Here is a 20,044-nt window from a genome sequence, read left to right on the forward strand (position 1 = left end):
AACAAGAGAAATGATCCGTAACGGAAGGCGCAAGATTGCGCTCACCGCGATTGCCGGAGCATCCGTCCTCGCCCTGGGCCTCACGGCCTGTGGTGGCGGCAGCGACAGCGGCAACGCGGATGGCGACCGGGCCCTGCGTGTCTGGGCCGGCAGTCAGACCCCGATCGCCGCGAACTACAACCCGTTCGCACCGACAGTGCTTCATGGCGCGCTCGGACCGATCTACGAACCGCTGTTCTTCTACAACAAGACCGCGGACTCCGAGCCGGTCGGTCTGATCGGCGACTCGTTCGAGTACAACGAGGACGGCACGGTCATCACCGTGACCATCAAGCCCGACCTCAAGTGGAGCGACGGCGAGCCGCTCACGGCCAAGGACGTGGCGTTCTCGTTCAACTACGAGGCCAACAACCCCGAAGGCAACGGTCTGGTCTCCGCCGAGGCCACCGACGACACGACCGCCGTCCTGACCTACTCGTCCGCGCAGTACACCACGGAATTCCAGCGGATGGGGTCGAGCTACATCCTCCCCGAGCACGTGTGGAAAGACGTCAAGGACTTCGCCAACTTCACGAACGAGGACCCCGTCGGATCCGGCCCCTACGTCGTCGACAAGACCACGAGCGAGTCCTACACGCTGGTGGCCAACGAGAACTACCGTGATGCCGACAAGCTCGGCATCAAGAAGGTCCAGTACATCGCGGTCGACAACAACCAGACCGCTCAGGATCTGCTCGCCGCCGGCAAGCTCGACTGGACCGGCATGTTCATCCCGAACCCGGACGACGTGACCGGCAACGGCAAGATCGACTGGATCAACACGCCCCAGGACCCGACGGTTCTCTACACCTGCTCGAACGCCGACCTCGGCTGCACCGGTCCGCAGACCGACGTCGCCGTGCGTCAGGCGCTCAACGTCGCGATCGACCGCTCCACCATCAAGGACAAGGCGTTCGTCGGGCTGACGGGCGACATCTCTCCCGCGTTCACTCTGCTGCCGCGCGACGAGAAGTGGCTCGCCGATCCGGCCAACGAGGTCAGCCCGCAGGAGGCGAACGCCGCCGAGGCTGGTTCGATCCTCGAGGCCGCCGGCTACACCAAGGGCTCCAGCGGCATCTACGAGAAGGGTGGCGTGCCGCTCGAGCTCACGCTCACCTCGGTCGACGGGTGGACCGACTACAACGACGCCGCGAAGCTGATCGCCGAGCAGGCAGAGGCGGCCGGCATCAAGATCACGGCATCGACCGTGCAGTGGCAGGAGTTCTCCGACTCCCGTCAGGGTGGCGACTTCCAGCTGATCATGGGTGGTGTGATCGGCACGTCCGTCGCCGACCCGTTCCAGATCTACCGCGACTGGTTCGGCGGCACCGCCGTCGAGTCGACGAGCCCCGTCGGCACGGAGGTCCCGGCAGGCCGTTGGAACTTCAGCCGTTACAGCAACCCGGTCGTCGACACCGCGATCCAGTCGGCGATCAGCACGAACGACGAGGCGACGAAGAAGGAGCTGTACGCGACGATTCAGACCGAGATCGTCCGTGACCTGCCCTACATCCCGCTCGTGATCAACGCGACGCAGACCTTCTACAACACGAAGGACTACACGGGCTGGCCGACCGAGGAAGACCTCTACGCCTTCCCGCCGTCCTGGGGTGCGATCGCGGCAGGCTACGTGCTGACGCAGCTGCAGCCGGTCAAGTAGTAAAGGAGTCGGGGAAGAGGGAAGTCAGGAAAACAGTGACATGAAGTTCTATGCACGAAGAATCGGGTTCTACGCGTTCACGCTCTGGGCCGCGATCTCCATCAACTTCCTTCTTCCCCGGCTCATGCCGGGGAACCCGGCCGACATCATGATCGCCAAGATGCAGCGAGCAGGCGGTGAGGTCTCCGAGACCGCCATCCGCAACATCAAGCTCCTGCTCGGCGGCGACGATTCCTCTCTCTGGGAGCAGTATCTGTCCTACTGGGGACGCATGTTCCAGGGCGATCTCGGAGTATCGGTCACCAAGTTCCCCACTCCGGTGACGGAGCTCATCGCCGGTGCGCTTCCCTGGACGCTCGTCCTGGTCGGCACCGCGACCGTCATCTCCTTCGTCCTCGGCGTCGTGCTCGGCGCCTGGGCCGGATGGAAGCGAGGCACCTGGGTCGACCACCTGATCCCCGTCACGACTGTGCTCCAGTCGATCCCGTACTTCTGGTTGGCGCTGATCCTCGTCTCGGTGTTCGCGGTCGGTCTCGGCTGGTTCCCGATCTTCGGCGGGTACGACGTCTTCGACTACCCGGACGGCCCCGAGCCGACCTGGGCGTTCTTCACCGACGCCGTCGCGCACGCGATCCTGCCCGCTATCACGATCGTGATCAGCTCGGTCGGCGGGTGGATGTTCGGCATGCGCAACATGATGGTCTCCACGCTCGCCGAGGACTACGTGCTGACGGCGGAGGCGAAGGGTCTCCGGCCCCGTCGCGTGCTCACCACCTACGCGGCCCGCAATGCGGCGATCCCCTCGATCGCGGGCTTCTCGATCACGCTCGGTTTCGTGGTCGCCGGCTCGATCGTGATGGAGCAGGTGTTCACCTACCCCGGAATCGGCAAGCTGATGTTCCAGGCTGTGACCAACAACGACTACGCGCTGATGCAGGGACTGTTCCTCGTCATCACCCTGACGGTGCTCGCCGCCAACTTCATCATGGACCTCGTCTATGGCTTCATCGACCCGAGGGCTCGCCAGAATGTCTGACACGAAGAACCCGCTCCTGACGCAGGAGCCACCCGTCACCGCCCCGGCCAGCACGGTCTCGCTCGCCACGCAGCAGGGGCGCAAGCGTCGTCGCATCCTTCCCAGCACTTCGCCGAAGTTCATCGTCGGCGTGATCCTGGTCGCGGCCATCGTGCTGTTCGCGATCATCGCGCCGATCTTCTCGCAGGACCCGCGCAGCACGGCGAACCCTGCGCTCCAGCCGCCCTCCGCGGAACACTGGCTCGGCACCACCAAGCTCGGCAACGACATGTTCGCGCAACTGGCGATCGGCGCTCAGGGGTCCCTGCTCATCGGTGTGACCGCCGGCGGCATCGCGATCGTGCTGTCGTTGTTCTTCGGCGTTCTGGCCGGATATCTGGGCGGCTGGCGCGAAGACGGTCTCGCACTCCTCACGAACGTGATGATCGTGATCCCCGGGCTTCCGCTGGTGATGGTCATCGCCTCGTTCGTGCCGCAGCGCAGTTGGCAGCTCGTCGCGTTCGTGCTCGGCATCACCTCCTGGGCCGGGGCGGCATATGTGCTCCGGCTCCAGACACGATCGCTCCGCACGCGTGACTATGTCTATGCGTCGAAGGTCGCAGGGGAGCGGTCGTTCCGCGTGATCCTGGTCGAGATCATGCCGAATCTCCTGCCGCTGCTCACGGCCCAGTTCCTCTTCGCGATCATCTTCGCGATCCTCGGAGAGGCCGGCCTGTCCTACCTCGGTCTCGGCCCCAACTCCTCGATCACGTGGGGATCGATCCTCAACGACGCGCAGTCGGGGCAGGCCCTCGGACGCGGTGCCTGGTGGTGGTTCGTCCCGCCGGGGCTCATGATCGCGATTCTCGGTGCCGGCCTGTCGCTCATCAACTTCGCGATCGACGAGGTCATCAATCCGAAGCTGCGCAATGCGCCCGAAGCCGCGCGGCGTGTGCGCAAGGCCGCCAAGACCAAGGGAGTCACCGCATGAGCGAGCCGGTCCTGACGGCGCGGAACGTGTCGATCGAGTATGAGGTGGATCCGCCGGTGAAGGCCGTGCGGGATGTGTCGCTGACGTTGAACCGGGGCGAGATCCTGGGGTTGGCGGGGGAGTCGGGCTGCGGGAAGACGACCCTGGCCTACGGCATGAACCGTCTGCTCAAGGCTCCGGCTCTGATGACGGGCGGGGAGATCGTGTTCCATGACCGGGATGGTCATGACATCGACATTGTGGGACTGGACGGCGAGGGTCTGCGCGCGTTCCGGTGGGACAAGATCTCGATGGTGTTCCAGGGGGCGATGAACTCGTTGAACCCGGTGATCAGTGTCAAGGCACAGATCTTCGACATCTTCGACACGCACCGGCCCGGGATGAGCAAGAAGGCGAAGACCGCGCGGGCGGAGGAACTGCTGACGCTCGTCGGCGTGGACCCCAACCGCCTGTCGAGTTTCCCGCATGAGCTGTCGGGTGGCATGCGGCAGCGCATGATGATCGCGATGGCTCTGGCCCTCGATCCGCAGGTGATGATCATGGACGAGCCGACCACGGCGCTGGACGTGGTCGTGCAGCGGGGCATCATCCGGGAGATCATGCGGCTGCGGGAGAAGCTCGGATTCGCGGTGATCTTCATCACGCATGATCTGCCGATGCTGATCGAGATCAGTGATCGGATCGCGATCATGTTGCAGGGGCAGATCGTCGAGGAGGGAACGGCGGAGGAGATCTACCGGACTCCGCAGCACGAGTACACGAAGCGGTTGCTGTCGAGCTTCCCGTCGCTCAAGGGCGAGCGGGGCGACTTCGTCCGCACCGGTGTGAGCCAGGAGGGCGTCCGATGACCACGAGCATCACGAGCTCCACCGCGGCCGTGCCGCAGGTGGCGACGTTGGAGGCGCGGAATCTGGTGAAGGATTTCCACCTGCGGTCGGGATTCAAGACCAGCATCCTCCATGCGGTGAAGGACGTGTCGTTCACCATCGAGGCGGGCAAGACGGTCGCCCTGGTGGGGGAGTCGGGGTCGGGGAAGTCGACGATCGCCCGGATGCTGATGAAGCTGGAGACGCCCACCAGCGGCGAGATCCTGTTGGACGGGAAGGCGTCCGGGGCTCGGGGGCGCGCGTTGGAGCGGTACCGCGCGGACGTGCAGATGGTGTTCCAGGACCCGTTCGCGTCGTTGAACCCGTTCCACACGATCGTTCATCATCTGGAGCGGCCGATCCGTCTGCACCACCCGGAGCTGTCGCGGGCGCAGGTGCGGGAGCGCGCGGTGGAGCTGTTGGAGCGGGTGCGTCTGACCCCAGGGGAGAGTTTCGCGGAGCGGCGCCCGCACGAGCTCTCGGGCGGGCAGCGACAGCGTGTCGCGATCGCGCGGGCTCTCGCCCCGGGCGCCCGGTTCATCGTCGCCGACGAGCCGGTCTCGATGCTGGACGTGTCGATCCGGCTGGGGGTGTTGAACCTTCTCGCAGATCTGCAGCGCGAGGAGAACCTGGGTGTGCTGTACATCACACACGACCTGGCCACGGCGAGGCACTTCTCGGATGAGATCATGGTGCTCTACAAGGGTGACGTCGTCGAGCGCGGCCCCGCGGACGAGGTCATCCTCAACCCGCAGCACGAATACACCAGGACGCTCCTCGGTGCCGCACCAGAACCCGACAACCTCGGCCGCCTGCGCGACGAGGTGCGGGCCGAACTCGGCATCACCCGCTGACGGCCGGCGCTCCGCCTTCGAATCGCGTGAATGGTCGCGTCTGACCCCGGAACGGGACCATTCGCGCGATTCGAACGCGCTTCCGGAGAATCCGGCACCGAGGATCCGACCGGCTAGACTGGACCCACAATTGAAGACAGGCCGAATGAACCACGCGGGAGAGCCCCGGCGAACGCAGCCGGGCACCGAAGGAGCAAGCCTCCCCGCCAATCTCTCAGGTACGCGTACCGCGCGGTTCCGGCCACTCTGAAAAGCGATCCGGCGACTCTGCGGATCCGCCGACGGTGAAAGCCCCGCCTCCGTGCACGGGTGAAGCTCTCAGGCCCATGACAGAGGGGGAGTTCCGAGGAACGACGGTGCCGCCGTTCCGCCCGACACAGCCCGGGAGAACTCCATGTCCGACCCCCGCTACACCCCGCTGCGCGCACGCCATGAGGCGCTGGGCGCATCGTTCACCGACTTCGGCGGCTGGCAGATGCCGGTGCGGTACACCTCCGACCTCGCCGAACACCACGCCGTGCGCCAGAGCGCGGGCATCTTCGACATCTCGCACATGGCCGAGTTCACGGTCCAGGGCAGCGGAGCCGCCGATTTCCTCGACAACGCCCTGGCCGGCCGCCTGTCGGCGCTGGCCGTCGGGAAGGCGAAGTACTCGCTCCTGCTCGCCGAGTCCGGCGGGATCATCGACGACGTGATCGTCTATCGCCTCGAGGGCGACGACTTCCTCATCATCTCCAACGCGGGCAACCGCGACGCCGTCTCTGCTGCTCTGCGCGATCGCACCGACGGCTTCGACGTCGTGGTGCAGGACGTCTCCGACGACTATGCACTCATCGCCGTGCAGGGACCGAATGCCGAGGCCATCCTCGCCGAGACCCCGGGCATCACAGACGTCAGCATTCCCTGGACCGAGCAGAAGTACTACGCCTGGGCGTCCGCGAACTACGACGGCGTGCCCGTCCTCCTCGCGCGCACCGGTTACACCGGCGAGGACGGCTTCGAGCTTCTGGTCGCCGCCGACCGCGCCGCGTCGCTCTGGGATGCGCTCCTCGCCGCGGGCGCACCGCACGGCCTCGTCCCCGCCGGACTCGCCGCGCGCGACACCCTGCGGCTCGAGGCGGGTATGCCCCTGTACGGCCACGAGCTGAGCCTCGACACCCGGCCGGCGCAGGCGGGCCTTGGCCGGGTGGTCGTGAGCGCGAAGGAGCAGTTCGTCGGCAAGGCCGCTCTCTCCGCCGCTGCGGAGTCGGCCGACGCATCGGAAGCGCCGGTCCTGGTCGGACTCGTCGCCGAGGGCAAGCGCGCCGGTCGCGCCGGCTACGCCGTGGTCGACGAACACGGGTCGGTGCTCGGTGAGATCACGAGCGGCGCGCTCAGCCCCACGCTCGGTCATCCGATCGCGATGGCCTACGTGACCCCGTCTTCCGCGGAAGAGGGAACCGCAGTATTCCTTGATGTGCGGGGAACCAGAATCCCCGCGACCGTGACCGCCCTGCCTTTCTACCGGAGGACCAAATGACCGATCTCGCCGCACTCCACTACACCGAAGAGCACGAGTGGATCGCCGCTGACGGCGACACCGTGACCATCGGGATCACCGACTACGCCGCCGAGAAGCTGGGCGACGTCGTGTTCGTCGAGCTCCCCGCAGTCGGCACCGAGGTCACCGCAGGAGCGGTCGTCGGCGAGATCGAATCGACGAAGTCGGTCGGCGAGCTCTATGCTCCCGTCTCGGGCACGGTCGTCGAGATCAACGACGCAGCGGTGGATGACCCGTCGCTCGTCAACGCGGCGCCGTTCGAGGGCGGATGGCTGCTCAAGGTCACCGTTGCCGCCGGTGCTCTCGACGGTCTGCTCGACCGCGACGCCTATGTCGCTCTCACGGAGGGGTGATTCTCCAGTGGTCACTTTCGCCGATCGTCACATCGGACCCACGGATGCCGCGCAGCGCACGATGCTCGCCGCCCTCGGTCTCGACACCACCGCAGCCGACTCTGCGCTGAGTCCGGTAGAGGCGCTCATGCGCCAGGCCGTGCCGGCGTCGATCTACACCGGTCCGTCTGCCGAGGCCACGGATGCGCCCTCGCTCATCCCGTCCGCGGCGAGCGAGACCGAGGCTCTCGCCGAGCTCCGGACGCTCGCTTCGCGCAACACCGTGAACCGCCCGATGATCGGCTTGGGATACTACGGCACCATCACGCCGCAGGTGATCCAGCGCAACGTGCTGGAGAACCCCTCCTGGTACACGGCGTACACGCCGTACCAGCCGGAGATCTCCCAGGGGCGTCTGGAGGCGCTCATCAACTTCCAGACGATGGTCGCCGAGCTCACCGGGCTGACCACGGCCAACGCGTCGATGCTCGACGAGTCGACCGCGGTCGTCGAGGCGATGCTGCTCGCCCGTCGTGCCTCGAAGTCGGCGTCGACCGTGTTCGCGGTCGACGCCGATGCCCTCCCGCAGACCAGGGCGATGCTCGACACGCGTGCGGAGGCCCTGGGTATCGAGATCGTCACGGTCGATTTCGCCGCTGGCGAGGAGCTGCCGGCCGACCTGTTCGGTGTGTTCGTCCAGTACCCCGGGGCATCCGGACGGGTCTGGGACCCGTCCGCCGTCTTCGACGCCGCGCACCTCTCCGGTGCTCTCGCCGTCGCGGCGGCGGATCTGCTCGCACTCACCCTGATCGCCTCGCCCGGATCCCTCGGCGCCGACGTGGCGGTCGGCACGACCCAGCGCTTCGGCGTGCCGATGGGCTTCGGCGGGCCGCACGCCGGCTATATGGCGGTCCGCTCCGGCCTCGAGCGTCAGCTGCCCGGTCGACTCGTGGGAGTGTCGGTCGATGCCGACGGCAAGCCCGCGTACCGGCTCTCGCTGCAGACGCGCGAACAGCACATCCGTCGCGAGAAGGCGACGTCGAACATCTGCACCGCCCAGGTGCTGCTGGCCGTCATGGCATCGATGTACGCGGTGTACCACGGCCCTGACGGGCTGCGCGAGATCGCGACCCAGACGACCGCGAAGGCCGCCCTGTTGCGTGACTGGCTGGTCGATTCCGGTGCCGAAGTCGTGCACGCGGAGTTCTTCGACACCGTGCAGGTGCGTGTTCCCGGTCGGGCGGCCGAGTACGCCGCGCAGGCGCACGACGGCTACGGCATCCTGCTGCACGTCGCCGACGCCGACACGGTCGGCATCGCGGTCGACGAGACCACGACTCTCGGCGAGCTGCACCAGGTCGCCATGGTCTTCGGCGGCAAGAACGAGCGGGCGTTCGGTCTCTTCGGCAACGACAAGCTGCGGGCGCTCCCGAACGACTTGCGGCGTCAGGACGAGTACCTCACGCACCCGGTCTTCCACTCGCATCGCTCGGAGACCGCCATGATGCGGTATCTGAAGAGCCTCTCCGACCGTGACTACGCGCTCGATCGCGGCATGATCCCCCTGGGATCGTGCACCATGAAGCTCAACGCCGCGACCGAGATGGCCGCCATCACGTGGCCCGAGTTCGCGGGCATCCACCCGTTCGCTCCGGCCGCCGATGTGCAGGGCTACCTCGAGCTCATCGGTCAGCTCGAGGGCTGGCTCGCCGAGGTCACCGGCTACGACGCGGTCTCGTTGCAGCCGAACGCCGGCTCGCAGGGCGAGCTGGCGGGTCTCCTCGCCATCCGCGGGTACCACCACGCGAACGGCGACACGCATCGCACGGTCTGCCTCATCCCGTCGTCGGCACACGGCACGAATGCGGCTTCGGCCGTGCTCGCCGGCATGAAGGTCGTCGTCGTCGCGACGGACGAACTCGGCAACGTCGATCTCGACGACCTGCGCGCGAAGATCGCCCAGCACGCCGACGAGTTGTCGGCCCTGATGATCACCTACCCCTCCACGCACGGTGTGTACGAGGAGCAGGTCGTGGAGATCACGGCCGCCGTGCATGACGCCGGTGGGCAGGTGTACGTCGACGGCGCCAACCTCAACGCCCTGCTCGGCTATGCGCGCTTCGGTGACCTGGGCGGCGACGTCTCGCATCTCAACCTGCACAAGACGTTCGCGATCCCGCACGGCGGCGGCGGCCCCGGCATCGGGCCGGTCGCGGCGAAGTCGCACCTCGCACCGTTCCTGCCTTCGCACCCCCTCGCGCAGAGCGCGGAGCACTTCGGCGGCTTCACGTTCGAGGGCGGTGTGATCTCCGCCGCTCCCTACGGGTCCGCGGGGATCCTGCCGATCTCGTGGGCGTACGTGCGCATGATGGGCGCCGACGGGCTGCGTCGCGCCACCGCCGCTGCCGTCCTCTCGGCGAACTACATCGCGGAGCGTCTCGGCAGCCACTTCCCGGTGCTGTACACCGGTGAGAACGGCCGCGTCGCTCATGAGTGCATCCTCGACCTGCGTCCGCTCAAGGAAGCCACCGGCATCACGGTCGATGACGTCGCCAAGCGCCTCATCGACTACGGCTTCCACGCGCCGACCATGTCGTTCCCCGTCGCGGGAACCCTGATGGTCGAGCCGACGGAGTCGGAGGACCTCGACGAGATCGAGCGCTTCATCGAAGCGATGATCATGATCAAGGCCGAAGCGGAGGCCGTCGCTGCCGGTCGCTGGCCGGCCGATGACAATCCGCTGGTGCACGCGCCGCACACTGCGGTCTCGCTCATCGCGGGGGAGTGGAACCACGCGTATTCGCGCGAGGACGCCGCCTACCCGGTGCATGCGCTGGTCACCGGAAAGTACTGGCCGCCCGTGCGCCGCATCGACCAGGCCTACGGCGACCGCAACCTGGTGTGCGCCTGCCCGCCCGTGGAGGCCTTCGCCTGAGCCTCGTGCTCATCCGAGCAGACGGTGTCGCGCTTCCGTGTGGAGCGCGGCACCGTCTTCTGTTTCGTGGTGTTTCCCCGGTGTTACAGATGGTCACCACTCAGTAACAGTTCGTTAGCTGAGGGCGGCTGCGACAGAGGCGCGGGTTACTCTCAGGTATCCCTGCGTGCTCGACGATGCGCACGCAGAACCCCGAATGTCCACAGGAGGACACAAAGTGAAGCGCAACAAGATCGCCCTTGCGGGCACCGCGTTGTTCGTGATCGGCGCGCTGGCGCTGGCGGGCTGCGCCAGCGGTGGCGGAAACGACTCGAAGGGCGACGCCGGCGGCAACGTCGACGCGGACGCTATCATCACGACGAACGGATCCGAGCCGGAGAACCCGCTCATCCCGACCAACACCAACGAGGTCGGTGGCGGAAAGATCCTCGACGAGATCTTCGCTGGGCTCATCTACTACGACGCCGACGGCAAGCCGGTCAACGACGTGGCTGAGGAGATCACCACCGAGGACCCCCAACACCTCACCGTCAAGCTCAAGAAGGGCGAGACCTTCACCGACGGTGAAGAGGTCACTGCAGACAACTTCATCAAGGCGTGGAACGAGGGTGCGAAGGCCTCGAACAAGCACCTCTCCAGCTATTTCTTCGAGGACATCGAGGGCTTCAGCTACGACGAGGACTCCGAGCTCACCGGCCTGCAGCAGGTGGATGACTACACCTTCACCATCGCGCTGAACAAGCCTGCGTCTGACTTTGCTCTGCGCCTGGGCTACTCGGCTTTCTACCCGCTGCCCGACGTCGCTTTCGAGGACATGGCCGCCTTCGGTGAGAACCCGATCGGCAACGGACCCTACAAGCTCGACGGCGACAACGCCTGGCAGCACGACGTGCAGATCGACCTCGTCCGCAACGACGACTACGACGGTGGACGCAAGGCTGCCAACGGCGGCCTCACCATCAACTTCTACGCGACGCAGGAGGCTGCATACGCCGATCTGCTCGGCGGAGAGGTCGACGTCATCGACGCGATCCCGGCAGCATCCCTGCCGACCTTCCAGGATGAGCTGGGTGACCGCGCGGTGAACCAGCCGTCGGCTGTGTTCCAGTCGTTCACGATCGGCCAGTTCCTCCCGCACTTCTCCGGTGAAGAGGGCATTCTGCGTCGTCAGGCGATCTCCATGGCGATCGACCGCGAGCAGGTCACCGAGAAGATCTTCTCCGGAACCCGTACCCCGGCTGTCGACTTCACGTCGCCGGTCATCGACGGCTGGTCCGACAGCGTTCCCGGCAACGAGGTCCTCAAGTTCAACGCCGAGAAGGCGAAGGAACTGTGGGCCGAGGCCGACAAGATCTCGCCGTGGGAGGGCACCTTCCAGATCGCCTACAACTCCGACGGTGGACACCAGGAGTGGGTCGACGCGGTGACCAACCAGATCAAGAACACCCTCGGCATCGACGCCTCTGGCGCTCCGTACCCGACGTTCGCGGTCATCCGTGAAGAGGTCAACAACCGCTCGATCAAGACGGCAGCCCGTTCGGGTTGGCAGGCGGACTACCCGGGTCTGTACAACTTCCTGGGCCCGCTCTACGCCACGAACGCCGGATCCAACGACGGCGACTACTCGAACCCCGAGTTCGACAAGCTGATCGCCGCCGGCATTAGCAACCCCGACTCGGCAGCGCAGATCGAGGACTTCACCAAGGCGCAGGAGGTTCTGTTCAACGACCTTCCCGCGATCCCGCTGTGGTACTCGAACGTCACCGGTGGATTCAGCGAGAACGTCGACAACGTCACGTTCGGCTGGAACTCGGTGCCGCTGTACTACGAGATCACGAAGGCCGCCAAGTAGGTCGGACTGAACTGATCCCTGTGAGGCGGTGACGGCAACGTCACCGCCTCACAGGGCTGTTCTCGTTCTGCCTGTTTGCCGTTCTCAAGAAGGAACCGCGGATGCTCAGCTACATCCTCAGACGTCTCCTGCAGGTGATCCCCGTGTTCTTCGGGGCCACCCTGCTCATCTACTTCCTGGTCTTCGCGATGCCGGGAGACCCCATCCTCGCCCTGTTCGGTGATCGCACGCCGAACCCTGCCCTCGTCGAGGCGCTCCGTGAGCAGTACCACCTGAACGACCCGTTCATCGTGCAGTACTGGTACTACATCACCGGTGTTCTGACCGGAGACCTTGGCACGACGTTCTCCGGGCGTTCGGTCGCCGATGTGCTCGCCGACACCCTTCCCGTGACCGGCCGCCTGGCGATCATGGCGATCGGAATCGAGTTCACGCTCGCGATCATCGTCGGAACGATCTCCGGATTGCGCAAGGGCAAGGCTTTCGACAACATTGCCCTTGTCGTCGCTCTGGTCGCGATCGCCATCCCGATCTTCGTCCTCTGCTTCCTCGCTCAGTACTTCCTCGCGATTCAGTGGGGATGGTTCAAACCGACCGTCGGTGCGGACAACGACTGGGGCGGACTCTGGCTGCCTGCCCTCGTTCTCGGATTCAGCCTCTTCGCGGTGAGTATGCGCCTCATGCGCGGTTCCGTGATCGAGACGCTGAACCAGGACTGGGTGCGCACGGCCTACAGCAAGGGTCTGTCGCGCGGTCGAGTTATCCCCGTGCACGTGCTGCGCAACTCGCTCATCCCCGTGATCACGAACTCCGCTACCAATTTCGGCGTGCTGCTCGTCGGCGCGACCGTCACCGAAGGCATCTTCAACGTGCCTGGCGTCGGTAACACTCTCTTCCAGGCTGTGCAGAGGGGAGAGGGGCCCACCGTGGTCTCGTTCGTGACGGTTTTCGTCATCCTCTACGTCCTGGTGAACCTGCTCGTCGACCTGCTCTATGGTCTGCTCGACCCGAGGATCCGCTATGTCTGACCCCACGACTCCACAGCACTACGTCGCTCCGGTCGAGACCGAGTCGATCACCGTCGATGCCGTCCGCATCGCGGAGAAGCCCAGCAACCTGTGGCGCGACGCCTGGCGGGATCTGCGTCGTCGACCATTGTTCTGGTTCTCGGTCGTCCTCGCCACACTGTTCATCGTCGTCGCCGCATGGCCGTCGCTCTTTACGAACGTCGACCCCCGTAGTTGCGACCTCATGTACAGCAACGAGGGTCCTGCCCCGGGGCATCCGCTCGGTTACACCTTCCAGGGATGCGACATCTATTCGCGCATCATCTGGGGTGCGCAGACCTCCCTCGCAGTGGGTCTCATCGCGACGATCATCGCGTCGTTTGTCGGCCTCGTCATGGGCGCTCTCGCCGGCTTCTACGGTGGTTGGTTGGACGCGCTGCTCTCCCGTATCGGCGACATCTTCTTCGCGATCCCGTACATTCTCGCGGCTGTCGTGGTGATGACGGTGTTCTCGGACTCCCGCTCGGTGTGGACGCTCGCGTTCGCGATCGGTGGCTTCGCCTGGGCGTCGACCGCACGTGTCGTCCGCGCGGAGATCCTCCGCGTGCGTCAGGCAGACTTCGTGATGGCCTCGCGATCGCTGGGCCAGTCCAAGTTCCGCACGCTGCTCAATCACGTCATCCCGAACGCGATCGCCCCGCTGCTCGTCGTCTCGACTCTCGGACTTGCTGCTGCCATCGTCGCAGAGGCCACACTGTCCTTCCTCGGTGTCGGCCTCGGCAGCAGCGTCATGTCCTGGGGCAACGACATCAGCCAGGCGCAAGCTGCGCTTCGCGTCGCGCCGATGGCACTCATCTATCCGTCGATCGCGCTCACGCTCGCCGTGCTCGCGTTCGTGACTCTGGGCGAACTCACTCGAGACGCCCTCGACCCGAAGGCGAGGGCCCGTCGATGAGAGACGTGATCTCCGATCTGGTTCCTCTGCTGAGCGTTCGCGACCTCAAGGTCGCGTTCCGTACTCAAGAGGGTCTGCGCGAAGTGCTCCACGGCGTCAGCTTCGATATCTTCCCCGGCGAGACCGTGGCGATCGTCGGGGAATCCGGCTCGGGCAAGTCGACGACGGCGACTGCCATCGTCGATCTGCTCCCCGGGACCGGCACGATCACCCACGGGTCGATCACTCTCGAAGGTCGCGAGCTCACCAAGCTCAGCCGTCGTGAGATGGAGCAGGTCCGTGGACGTGACGTCGGCTTCGTTCCGCAGGATCCGATGTCGAACCTCAACCCCGTCTGGAGCATCGGCTTCCAGGTGAAGGAGGCGGTCCGTGCGAACGGCATCGCGAAGGGGCGCCAGGCGGCCAACGATCGCACGGTGGAGGTCTTGAAGCAGGCCGGTCTCGCAGATGCAGAGCGCCGTCTCCACCAGTACCCGCATCAGTTCTCGGGAGGCATGCGCCAGCGTGCTCTCATCGGTATCGGACTCGCGGCCGACCCCAAGCTGCTGATCGCCGACGAGCCTACCTCGGCTCTCGACGTGACGGTGCAGCGCGTGATCCTCGATCACATGGCCTCGCTCACCCGCGACAAGGGCACCTCCGTGCTGCTGATCACCCACGACCTCGGTCTTGCGGCCGAACGTGCGGAGAAGATCATCGTCATGAGCGGCGGGAGCATCGTCGAGGCTGGCCCGAGCAGGCAGATCCTCGAGAATCCGCAGCATCCGTACACGAAGCGGCTCGTCGCTGCGGCTCCCAGCGTGGCCTCGCAGCGGATTCAGGCGGTTGTCGAGGACCGGGGCATCGAAACCCTCGAGGACCTCGCCGACATTCCGCCGGCGGTCCGTGTCGCGGGTCTCACGAAGGACTACAAGATCCGCCAGGGGAACTTCCGCAGCGAAGCGTTCCGCGCGGTGGACGATGTGTCGTTCGAGATCCCGAAGGGCAAGACGCTCGCTCTGGTCGGTGAGTCGGGCTCGGGGAAATCCACGGTCGCGAAGATGGTCTTGAAGCTCGAGGATCCGACGAGCGGCACCATCGAGATCGATGGGCAGGACGTCTCCGGTCTGTCGACCGCCCAGTCCTTCGGCCTGCGTCGCCGGATGCAGCCGGTCTTCCAGGATCCGTATGGTTCGCTCGACCCACTGCGCAACATCGGCAACACGATCGCGGAACCGCTGCAGATCCACGGTGTGGGAGACCGGGCGTCCCACCGTGAACGCGTCGAGGAGCTCCTCGATCAGGTGGCGCTTCCGCGCGCGCTCGCGACGCGGTATCCGAACGAGCTCTCGGGCGGTCAGCGGCAGCGTGTCGCGATCGCACGCGCGCTCGCGTTGAAGCCGGACATGGTCGTACTCGACGAGGCCGTCTCTGCTCTCGACGTGCTCGTTCAGGATCAGGTGCTGAAGCTCCTGGCCGATCTCCAATCGGAGCTCGACCTGACGTACTTGTTCATCACGCACGACCTCGCCGTCGTCCGCGTGTCGAGCGACCTCGTCTGTGTGATGGAGAGCGGAAAGATCGTCGAGCAGGGGACCGTCGACGAGATCTTTGCCAACCCGCAGCAGGAGTACACCGACCGTCTGCTCAAGGCGATCCCCGGGGCGTCGATCCCTCTCGGCGGTCGCTGACGGTGACCGAACCGCTGCATCCCGAGGGCGCGCGCACATATCGCGCGTCCTCGGGACTGGTCATCCTGATCCCGAGCACGCTACTCGCGCTCTTCCTTCTCGGCGACGCCGTCGTCCGGGGGAGTTGGGCGCAGATGCTGCTCCTCGCGCCTTGGGTGCTGCTCGCACTGTGGATCGTGTACGAGTTGAGCTACGTCTCCTCGGTCCGGGTGGAATCCGAGGGGGTCGTGGTGCAGAACATGCTGCGGCGGACCTGCTTCGGTTGGGCCAATGTGCGCGACATCGATCTTCGCTGGCAGCTCCAGTTCTCGCTCGACGACGGACGCGAGCTGACGTGCTACGGCGGCCCTGCTCGTGCACGGCCGCCGCGTCCGGCTCGAGGCGATGAGGTCGAACCCAAGGCTCCGGCTGGCCTCCGCGCTCTCACGGACATTCGTGATCTCTGGGATGCGGCACCGCCCGCGCACACGTCGATCCGTCGCACCTGGGACGTCCCGGCGATCATCGCATTCGCCGTCATCGTGGTCTGGGCGGTCGGGGCGATCGTCGTCGTCAACGTCGGCTGAAGGGCATACGCGCCTGCCGTTCGAGGGTGCCTTTCCGCCATCGTGGACTTCCCTTTCGTGCGAACCGTTCACAGGTAGTCGGCGATATGGGTGGGTTCAATCGGTAACAAGTCCATCGGCGCCCGATTCCGTTGACTCGCTTCGACAGAATTGATACCCCTGAGAGACATCGATCAAAAGGGGGATTTTGCAATGAAGCAAAGAAAGTTCGTACTCGGTCTTGTCGCAGGCGCATCCGCGTTGGCGTTGGCATTGGGCGGCGCCAGTTCTGCCAGTGCGGCCGCCTTGGCCACGACGACCATCGGGACGAAGACTTCATCGACTTTGACGAACACTTTCGCGTCTACGCCCGCGCTTCCGGACAACTCCAAGATCACCGTGACGGCGAACTTCTCCAACCACGCTGCCAATAGTGTGAAGATCACCACTTACAGGATCTGCTATACGAGTGGCCCCGCGACGAGTATTACTGTCGCGCCCTACACCAGGAATTCGGGTGGCAATGCGGCCGGCGATACCACTCCGTGGCTCGTCGTCGCGAAGGGAAAGTGTCAGACGTGGACGGCGAACAAGGTGTACTACAAGCAGTCAGACGGCGAGGTCGTCCGCGTGGTTTCGCGAATCGGAACCACAATCGAGACCATCGCTGCGTGGTATCGCTGATCCTGGATCTGAACTGACCGGATGGCACCCGGAGAGGGCCGCCGTCAACCGGTGGGATGCCGAGAGCGGCATCCCACCGGTCCAACACTCAGCCCGGCAACCCGAACAACTCCGGCCACATCGACGCCGCCCACGGATACCCGACGAACGCGGCGGCGTCGATCACGAAGTGCGCCACGAGGAACGGCATCAGTCGGCCCGTGCGCTGGTACAGCCAGCCGAAGAGCAGCCCCATCACCAGATTCCCGATGAAGGCGGGGTATCCCTGGTAGAGGTGATAGCTCGCGCGGAGGATCGACGTGGAGATGATGATCGCCCACGGACTCCACCCGAGCTGCCGGAGCCGGGTGAAGAGATAGCCGAGCACGACGAACTCCTCCTGTAGGGAGGCTCGGGCGGCGGCCAGCAGCAAGACGGGAACGGTCCACCAGAAAGCGCCCACCCCTGCGGGGTCGATCGCGACCGTGAGCCCGAGGGCGCGGCCGGCGAGGTAGAGGCCGAGTCCGGGGACTCCGATGGCCAGGACGAGGAGCACCCCACGTCCGACATCCTTCGCGACACCGATGCCATCCAGCCCCAGACGCGCCAGATGGGGGCGTCGCGGCTGCCACAGCAGGAAGCACACCAGCAGGACGGGGACGAGGGAGAAGCCGATGGCGAGCACCTGGTAGATGAGGTCGAAGATCTCCCTGTCGCTCCGAGACGGGTTGAGCTTCGCCACCTGATCGGCGATCGGCACATCGTCCGTGAGGCGGTACGCGAGCTGAACGATCGCGTAGACCGCGGACTGGCCGAGGCCCAGCGCCAGGACGATGGCGATCTCCCACCACAGTCGTGCGCGGGAGGGAGCGGGGGAGAGGTCGGGGAGGTCCCACGGAGCCTGCGGTCGGGTCACGATCTCGATGCTACGACCTGCTTTTCAGGAACAAGCCCTGAGCTTGCGTTATCCTGGAACGTCGGCTTCCCGGCGAAACCCCACATCTTTTAGGACACCTGCATGGCGCACGCCCTCCGTTCTGACCTCCGCAACGTCGCGATCGTCGCGCACGTCGACCACGGCAAGACCACTCTCGTCGACGCCATGCTGCGTCAGACGGGCTCCTTCGGCGAACACGCCCACGTCGATGAGCGCGCCATGGATTCGAACGACCTGGAACGTGAGAAGGGCATCACGATCCTCGCCAAGAACACGGCGATCACATACAAGGGCAAGCACGCCCAGGGCAAGGAGATCACGATTAACGTGATCGACACCCCCGGTCACGCCGACTTCGGTGGCGAGGTCGAGCGCGGCCTGTCCATGGTCGACGGTGTCGTGCTGCTGGTCGACGCGAGCGAGGGTCCGCTGCCGCAGACCCGCTTCGTGCTGCGCAAGGCGCTCGAGGCGAAGCTCCCCGTCATCCTGCTGGTCAACAAGACCGATCGTCCGGACGCCCGCATCGCGGAGGTCGAGGAAGAGGCGCACGACCTGCTGCTGGGTCTCGCCTCCGACCTGGTCGACGATGTGCCCGACCTCGATGTCGACGCGCTCCTCGACGTGCCGGTGGTCTACGCCTCCGGTCGTGCCGGTGCGGCATCGCAGAACCGTCCCGCCGACGGCTCGCTGCCGGACAACGACGACCTCGAGCCGCTGTTCGAGGCGATCCTCGAGCACGTTCCCGCTCCGGAGTACGACGACGAGCACCCGCTGCAGGCCTGGGTCACGAACCTCGACTCCAGCCCCTTCCTCGGCCGTCTGGCGCTGCTGCGCGTCTTCAACGGCACGCTGAAGAAGGGCCAGACCGTGGCCTGGGTCCGTTCCGACGGCACGCACCAGAACGCGCGTATCACCGAGCTCCTGAAGACCCGCGCGCTCGAGCGCTACCCCGCCGATTCCGCCGGTCCCGGCGACATCGTCGCCATCGCCGGCTTCGAGAACATCACGATCGGCGAGACCATCGCCGACCCCGAGGACGTGCGCCCGCTGCCGGCCATCACGGTCGACGACCCCGCCATCTCGATGACGATCGGCACCAACACCTCGCCCCTCATGGGCAAGGTCAAGGGGCACAAGCTCACTGCTCGCATGGTCAAGGACCGTCTCGACAAGGAGCTCATCGGAAACGTCTCGCTCAAGGTCGTCGACATCGGGCGTCCGGATGCGTGGGAGGTGCAGGGCCGTGGAGAGCTGGCCCTCGCCATCCTCGTCGAGAACATGCGTCGCGAAGGTTTCGAGCTCACCGTCGGCAAGCCGCAGGTGGTCACGAAGAAGATCGACGGCAAGACCTACGAGCCGTTCGAGCACCTCACGATCGACACTCCGGAGGAGCACCTCGGGGCGATCACCCAGCTGCTCGCGAACCGCAAGGGTCGCATGGAGAACATGACCAACCACGGCACCGGCTGGGTGCGCATGGAGTTCATCGTCCCGTCGCGCGGCCTCATCGGCTTCCGTAGCGAGTTCCTCACCACCACGCGTGGTACCGGAATCGCGAACGCGATCTCGCACGGGTACGAGCCGTGGGCCGGTTCCATCACGACGCGTCAGAACGGCTCCATCGTCGCCGACCGCCAGGGCGTCGTCACCCCGTTCGCGATGATCGCCCTGCAGGAGCGCATGTCGTTCTTCGTGCAGCCCACGCAGGAGGTCTACGAGGGAATGGTCATCGGCGAGAACTCCCGCGCCGACGACATGGACGTGAACATCACCAAGGAGAAGAAGCTCACCAACATGCGTGCGGCGAGCTCCGACACCTTCGAGTCGATGACGCCTCCGCGCCAGCTGACGCTGGAGGAGAGCCTCGAGTTCGCCCGCGACGACGAGTGCGTCGAGGTGACCCCCGAGGTCGTCCGCATCCGCAAGGTGAACCTCGACGCGAACACCCGCGCGCGGGAGACCGCTCGTCTGAAGCGTCAGGACGCGAACGTCTGAGACCACACTCGGCGAAGCTCCGAGTGAGAGGGCCTCGTGCCGCCGGAAGGCGTGCACGAGGCCCTCTTCTCATGTAAATCCCAGGTGAGGGATGGTTTTCGCTCAGGTTCGTGGTTCAGAGTGGTTGACTTGCGCCTGGGACGAGCTCCCGATGAGTCTCCTGCAAGGGCGTACGACCACCCGAAAGT

General features: G+C 65.6%; 16 protein-coding genes and 2 riboswitches. Of the genes, 14 read left to right on the top strand and 2 right to left on the bottom strand.

What is annotated here, in order from left to right; genetic code table 11:
* Window positions 1-10 precede the first annotated feature (10 nt).
* The 13 genes from GZ64_RS0111575 (at window position 11) to GZ64_RS0111635 (ending at window position 16,282) form a co-directional block, all read left to right on the top strand.
* Window positions 11-1,699 (top strand): ABC transporter substrate-binding protein, encoded by a 1,689-nt coding sequence (locus GZ64_RS0111575; RefSeq protein WP_029260355.1) that lies wholly within the window; start codon window positions 11-13, stop codon window positions 1,697-1,699.
* Window positions 1,700-1,739: 40 nt separating this feature from the next.
* Window positions 1,740-2,735, top strand: coding sequence for an ABC transporter permease (locus tag GZ64_RS0111580; protein ID WP_021199587.1), 996 nt, complete (start codon window positions 1,740-1,742; stop codon window positions 2,733-2,735).
* The gene (locus GZ64_RS0111585) at window positions 2,728-3,705 is read left to right on the top strand and encodes an ABC transporter permease (RefSeq protein ID WP_021199588.1); all 978 of its coding nucleotides are present in this window, start codon (window positions 2,728-2,730) and stop codon (window positions 3,703-3,705) included. Before GZ64_RS0111580 ends, GZ64_RS0111585 begins: the two co-directional genes overlap by 8 nt.
* Entirely contained in the window at window positions 3,702-4,553 is an 852-nt protein-coding gene (locus tag GZ64_RS0111590) for an ABC transporter ATP-binding protein (protein ID WP_021199589.1), read from the top strand. Before GZ64_RS0111585 ends, GZ64_RS0111590 begins: the two co-directional genes overlap by 4 nt.
* Window positions 4,550-5,425, top strand: coding sequence for an ABC transporter ATP-binding protein (locus tag GZ64_RS0111595; protein WP_051667994.1), 876 nt, complete (start codon window positions 4,550-4,552; stop codon window positions 5,423-5,425). The genes GZ64_RS0111590 and GZ64_RS0111595 overlap by 4 nt, the downstream gene beginning before the upstream one ends.
* Before the next feature lie 145 nt (window positions 5,426-5,570).
* A riboswitch (glycine riboswitch) is annotated at window positions 5,571-5,665 on the top strand.
* Window position 5,666: 1 nt separating this feature from the next.
* A riboswitch (glycine riboswitch) is annotated at window positions 5,667-5,765 on the top strand.
* 54 nt (window positions 5,766-5,819) lie between these two features.
* A complete protein-coding gene (gene gcvT / locus GZ64_RS0111600; protein ID WP_029266698.1) occupies window positions 5,820-6,944 on the top strand; it encodes a glycine cleavage system aminomethyltransferase GcvT in 1,125 nt (374 codons plus the stop codon).
* Window positions 6,941-7,318, top strand: a complete 378-nt coding sequence (gene gcvH, locus GZ64_RS0111605) for a glycine cleavage system protein GcvH (protein WP_021199592.1) — start codon at window positions 6,941-6,943, stop codon at window positions 7,316-7,318. The genes gcvT and gcvH overlap by 4 nt, the downstream gene beginning before the upstream one ends.
* Complete coding sequence (gcvP, locus tag GZ64_RS0111610; protein WP_051667996.1) at window positions 7,296-10,232, top strand: aminomethyl-transferring glycine dehydrogenase; 2,937 nt, start codon at window positions 7,296-7,298, stop codon at window positions 10,230-10,232. The genes gcvH and gcvP overlap by 23 nt, the downstream gene beginning before the upstream one ends.
* A gap of 217 nt (window positions 10,233-10,449) precedes the next feature.
* Complete coding sequence (locus GZ64_RS0111615) at window positions 10,450-12,084, top strand: peptide ABC transporter substrate-binding protein (RefSeq protein ID WP_136025414.1); 1,635 nt, start codon at window positions 10,450-10,452, stop codon at window positions 12,082-12,084.
* Between the two features lie 101 nt (window positions 12,085-12,185).
* A complete protein-coding gene (locus GZ64_RS0111620) occupies window positions 12,186-13,112 on the top strand; it encodes an ABC transporter permease (RefSeq protein WP_029266704.1) in 927 nt (308 codons plus the stop codon).
* Window positions 13,105-14,046, top strand: a complete 942-nt coding sequence (locus GZ64_RS0111625; RefSeq protein ID WP_029266706.1) for an ABC transporter permease — start codon at window positions 13,105-13,107, stop codon at window positions 14,044-14,046. The genes GZ64_RS0111620 and GZ64_RS0111625 overlap by 8 nt, the downstream gene beginning before the upstream one ends.
* Window positions 14,043-15,716, top strand: coding sequence for a dipeptide ABC transporter ATP-binding protein (locus GZ64_RS0111630; protein WP_029266708.1), 1,674 nt, complete (start codon window positions 14,043-14,045; stop codon window positions 15,714-15,716). Before GZ64_RS0111625 ends, GZ64_RS0111630 begins: the two co-directional genes overlap by 4 nt.
* 2 nt (window positions 15,717-15,718) lie before the next feature.
* Window positions 15,719-16,282, top strand: a complete 564-nt coding sequence (locus GZ64_RS0111635) for a PH domain-containing protein (RefSeq protein ID WP_029266710.1) — start codon at window positions 15,719-15,721, stop codon at window positions 16,280-16,282.
* Window positions 16,283-16,455: 173 nt separating this feature from the next.
* Here the strand turns inward: GZ64_RS0111635 and GZ64_RS19885 are convergent, their stop codons facing one another.
* On the bottom strand, window positions 16,456-16,710 hold the full coding sequence (locus tag GZ64_RS19885; RefSeq protein ID WP_136025415.1) for a hypothetical protein: 255 nt from the start codon (window positions 16,708-16,710) through the stop codon (window positions 16,456-16,458).
* Window positions 16,711-17,033: 323 nt separating this feature from the next.
* Window positions 17,034-17,840, bottom strand: coding sequence for a CPBP family intramembrane glutamic endopeptidase (locus tag GZ64_RS0111645; RefSeq protein ID WP_029266714.1), 807 nt, complete (start codon window positions 17,838-17,840; stop codon window positions 17,034-17,036).
* Window positions 17,841-17,942: 102 nt separating this feature from the next.
* Here GZ64_RS0111645 and typA point away from each other — a divergent pair, with 102 nt between their 5' ends.
* A complete protein-coding gene (gene typA / locus GZ64_RS0111650) occupies window positions 17,943-19,856 on the top strand; it encodes a translational GTPase TypA (protein WP_029260346.1) in 1,914 nt (637 codons plus the stop codon).
* Window positions 19,857-20,044: the final 188 nt, after the last annotated feature.

The sequence above is a fragment of the Microbacterium sp. Cr-K32 genome, from assembly GCF_000708345.1.
GTDB lineage: Bacteria > Actinomycetota > Actinomycetes > Actinomycetales > Microbacteriaceae > Microbacterium > Microbacterium maritypicum_A.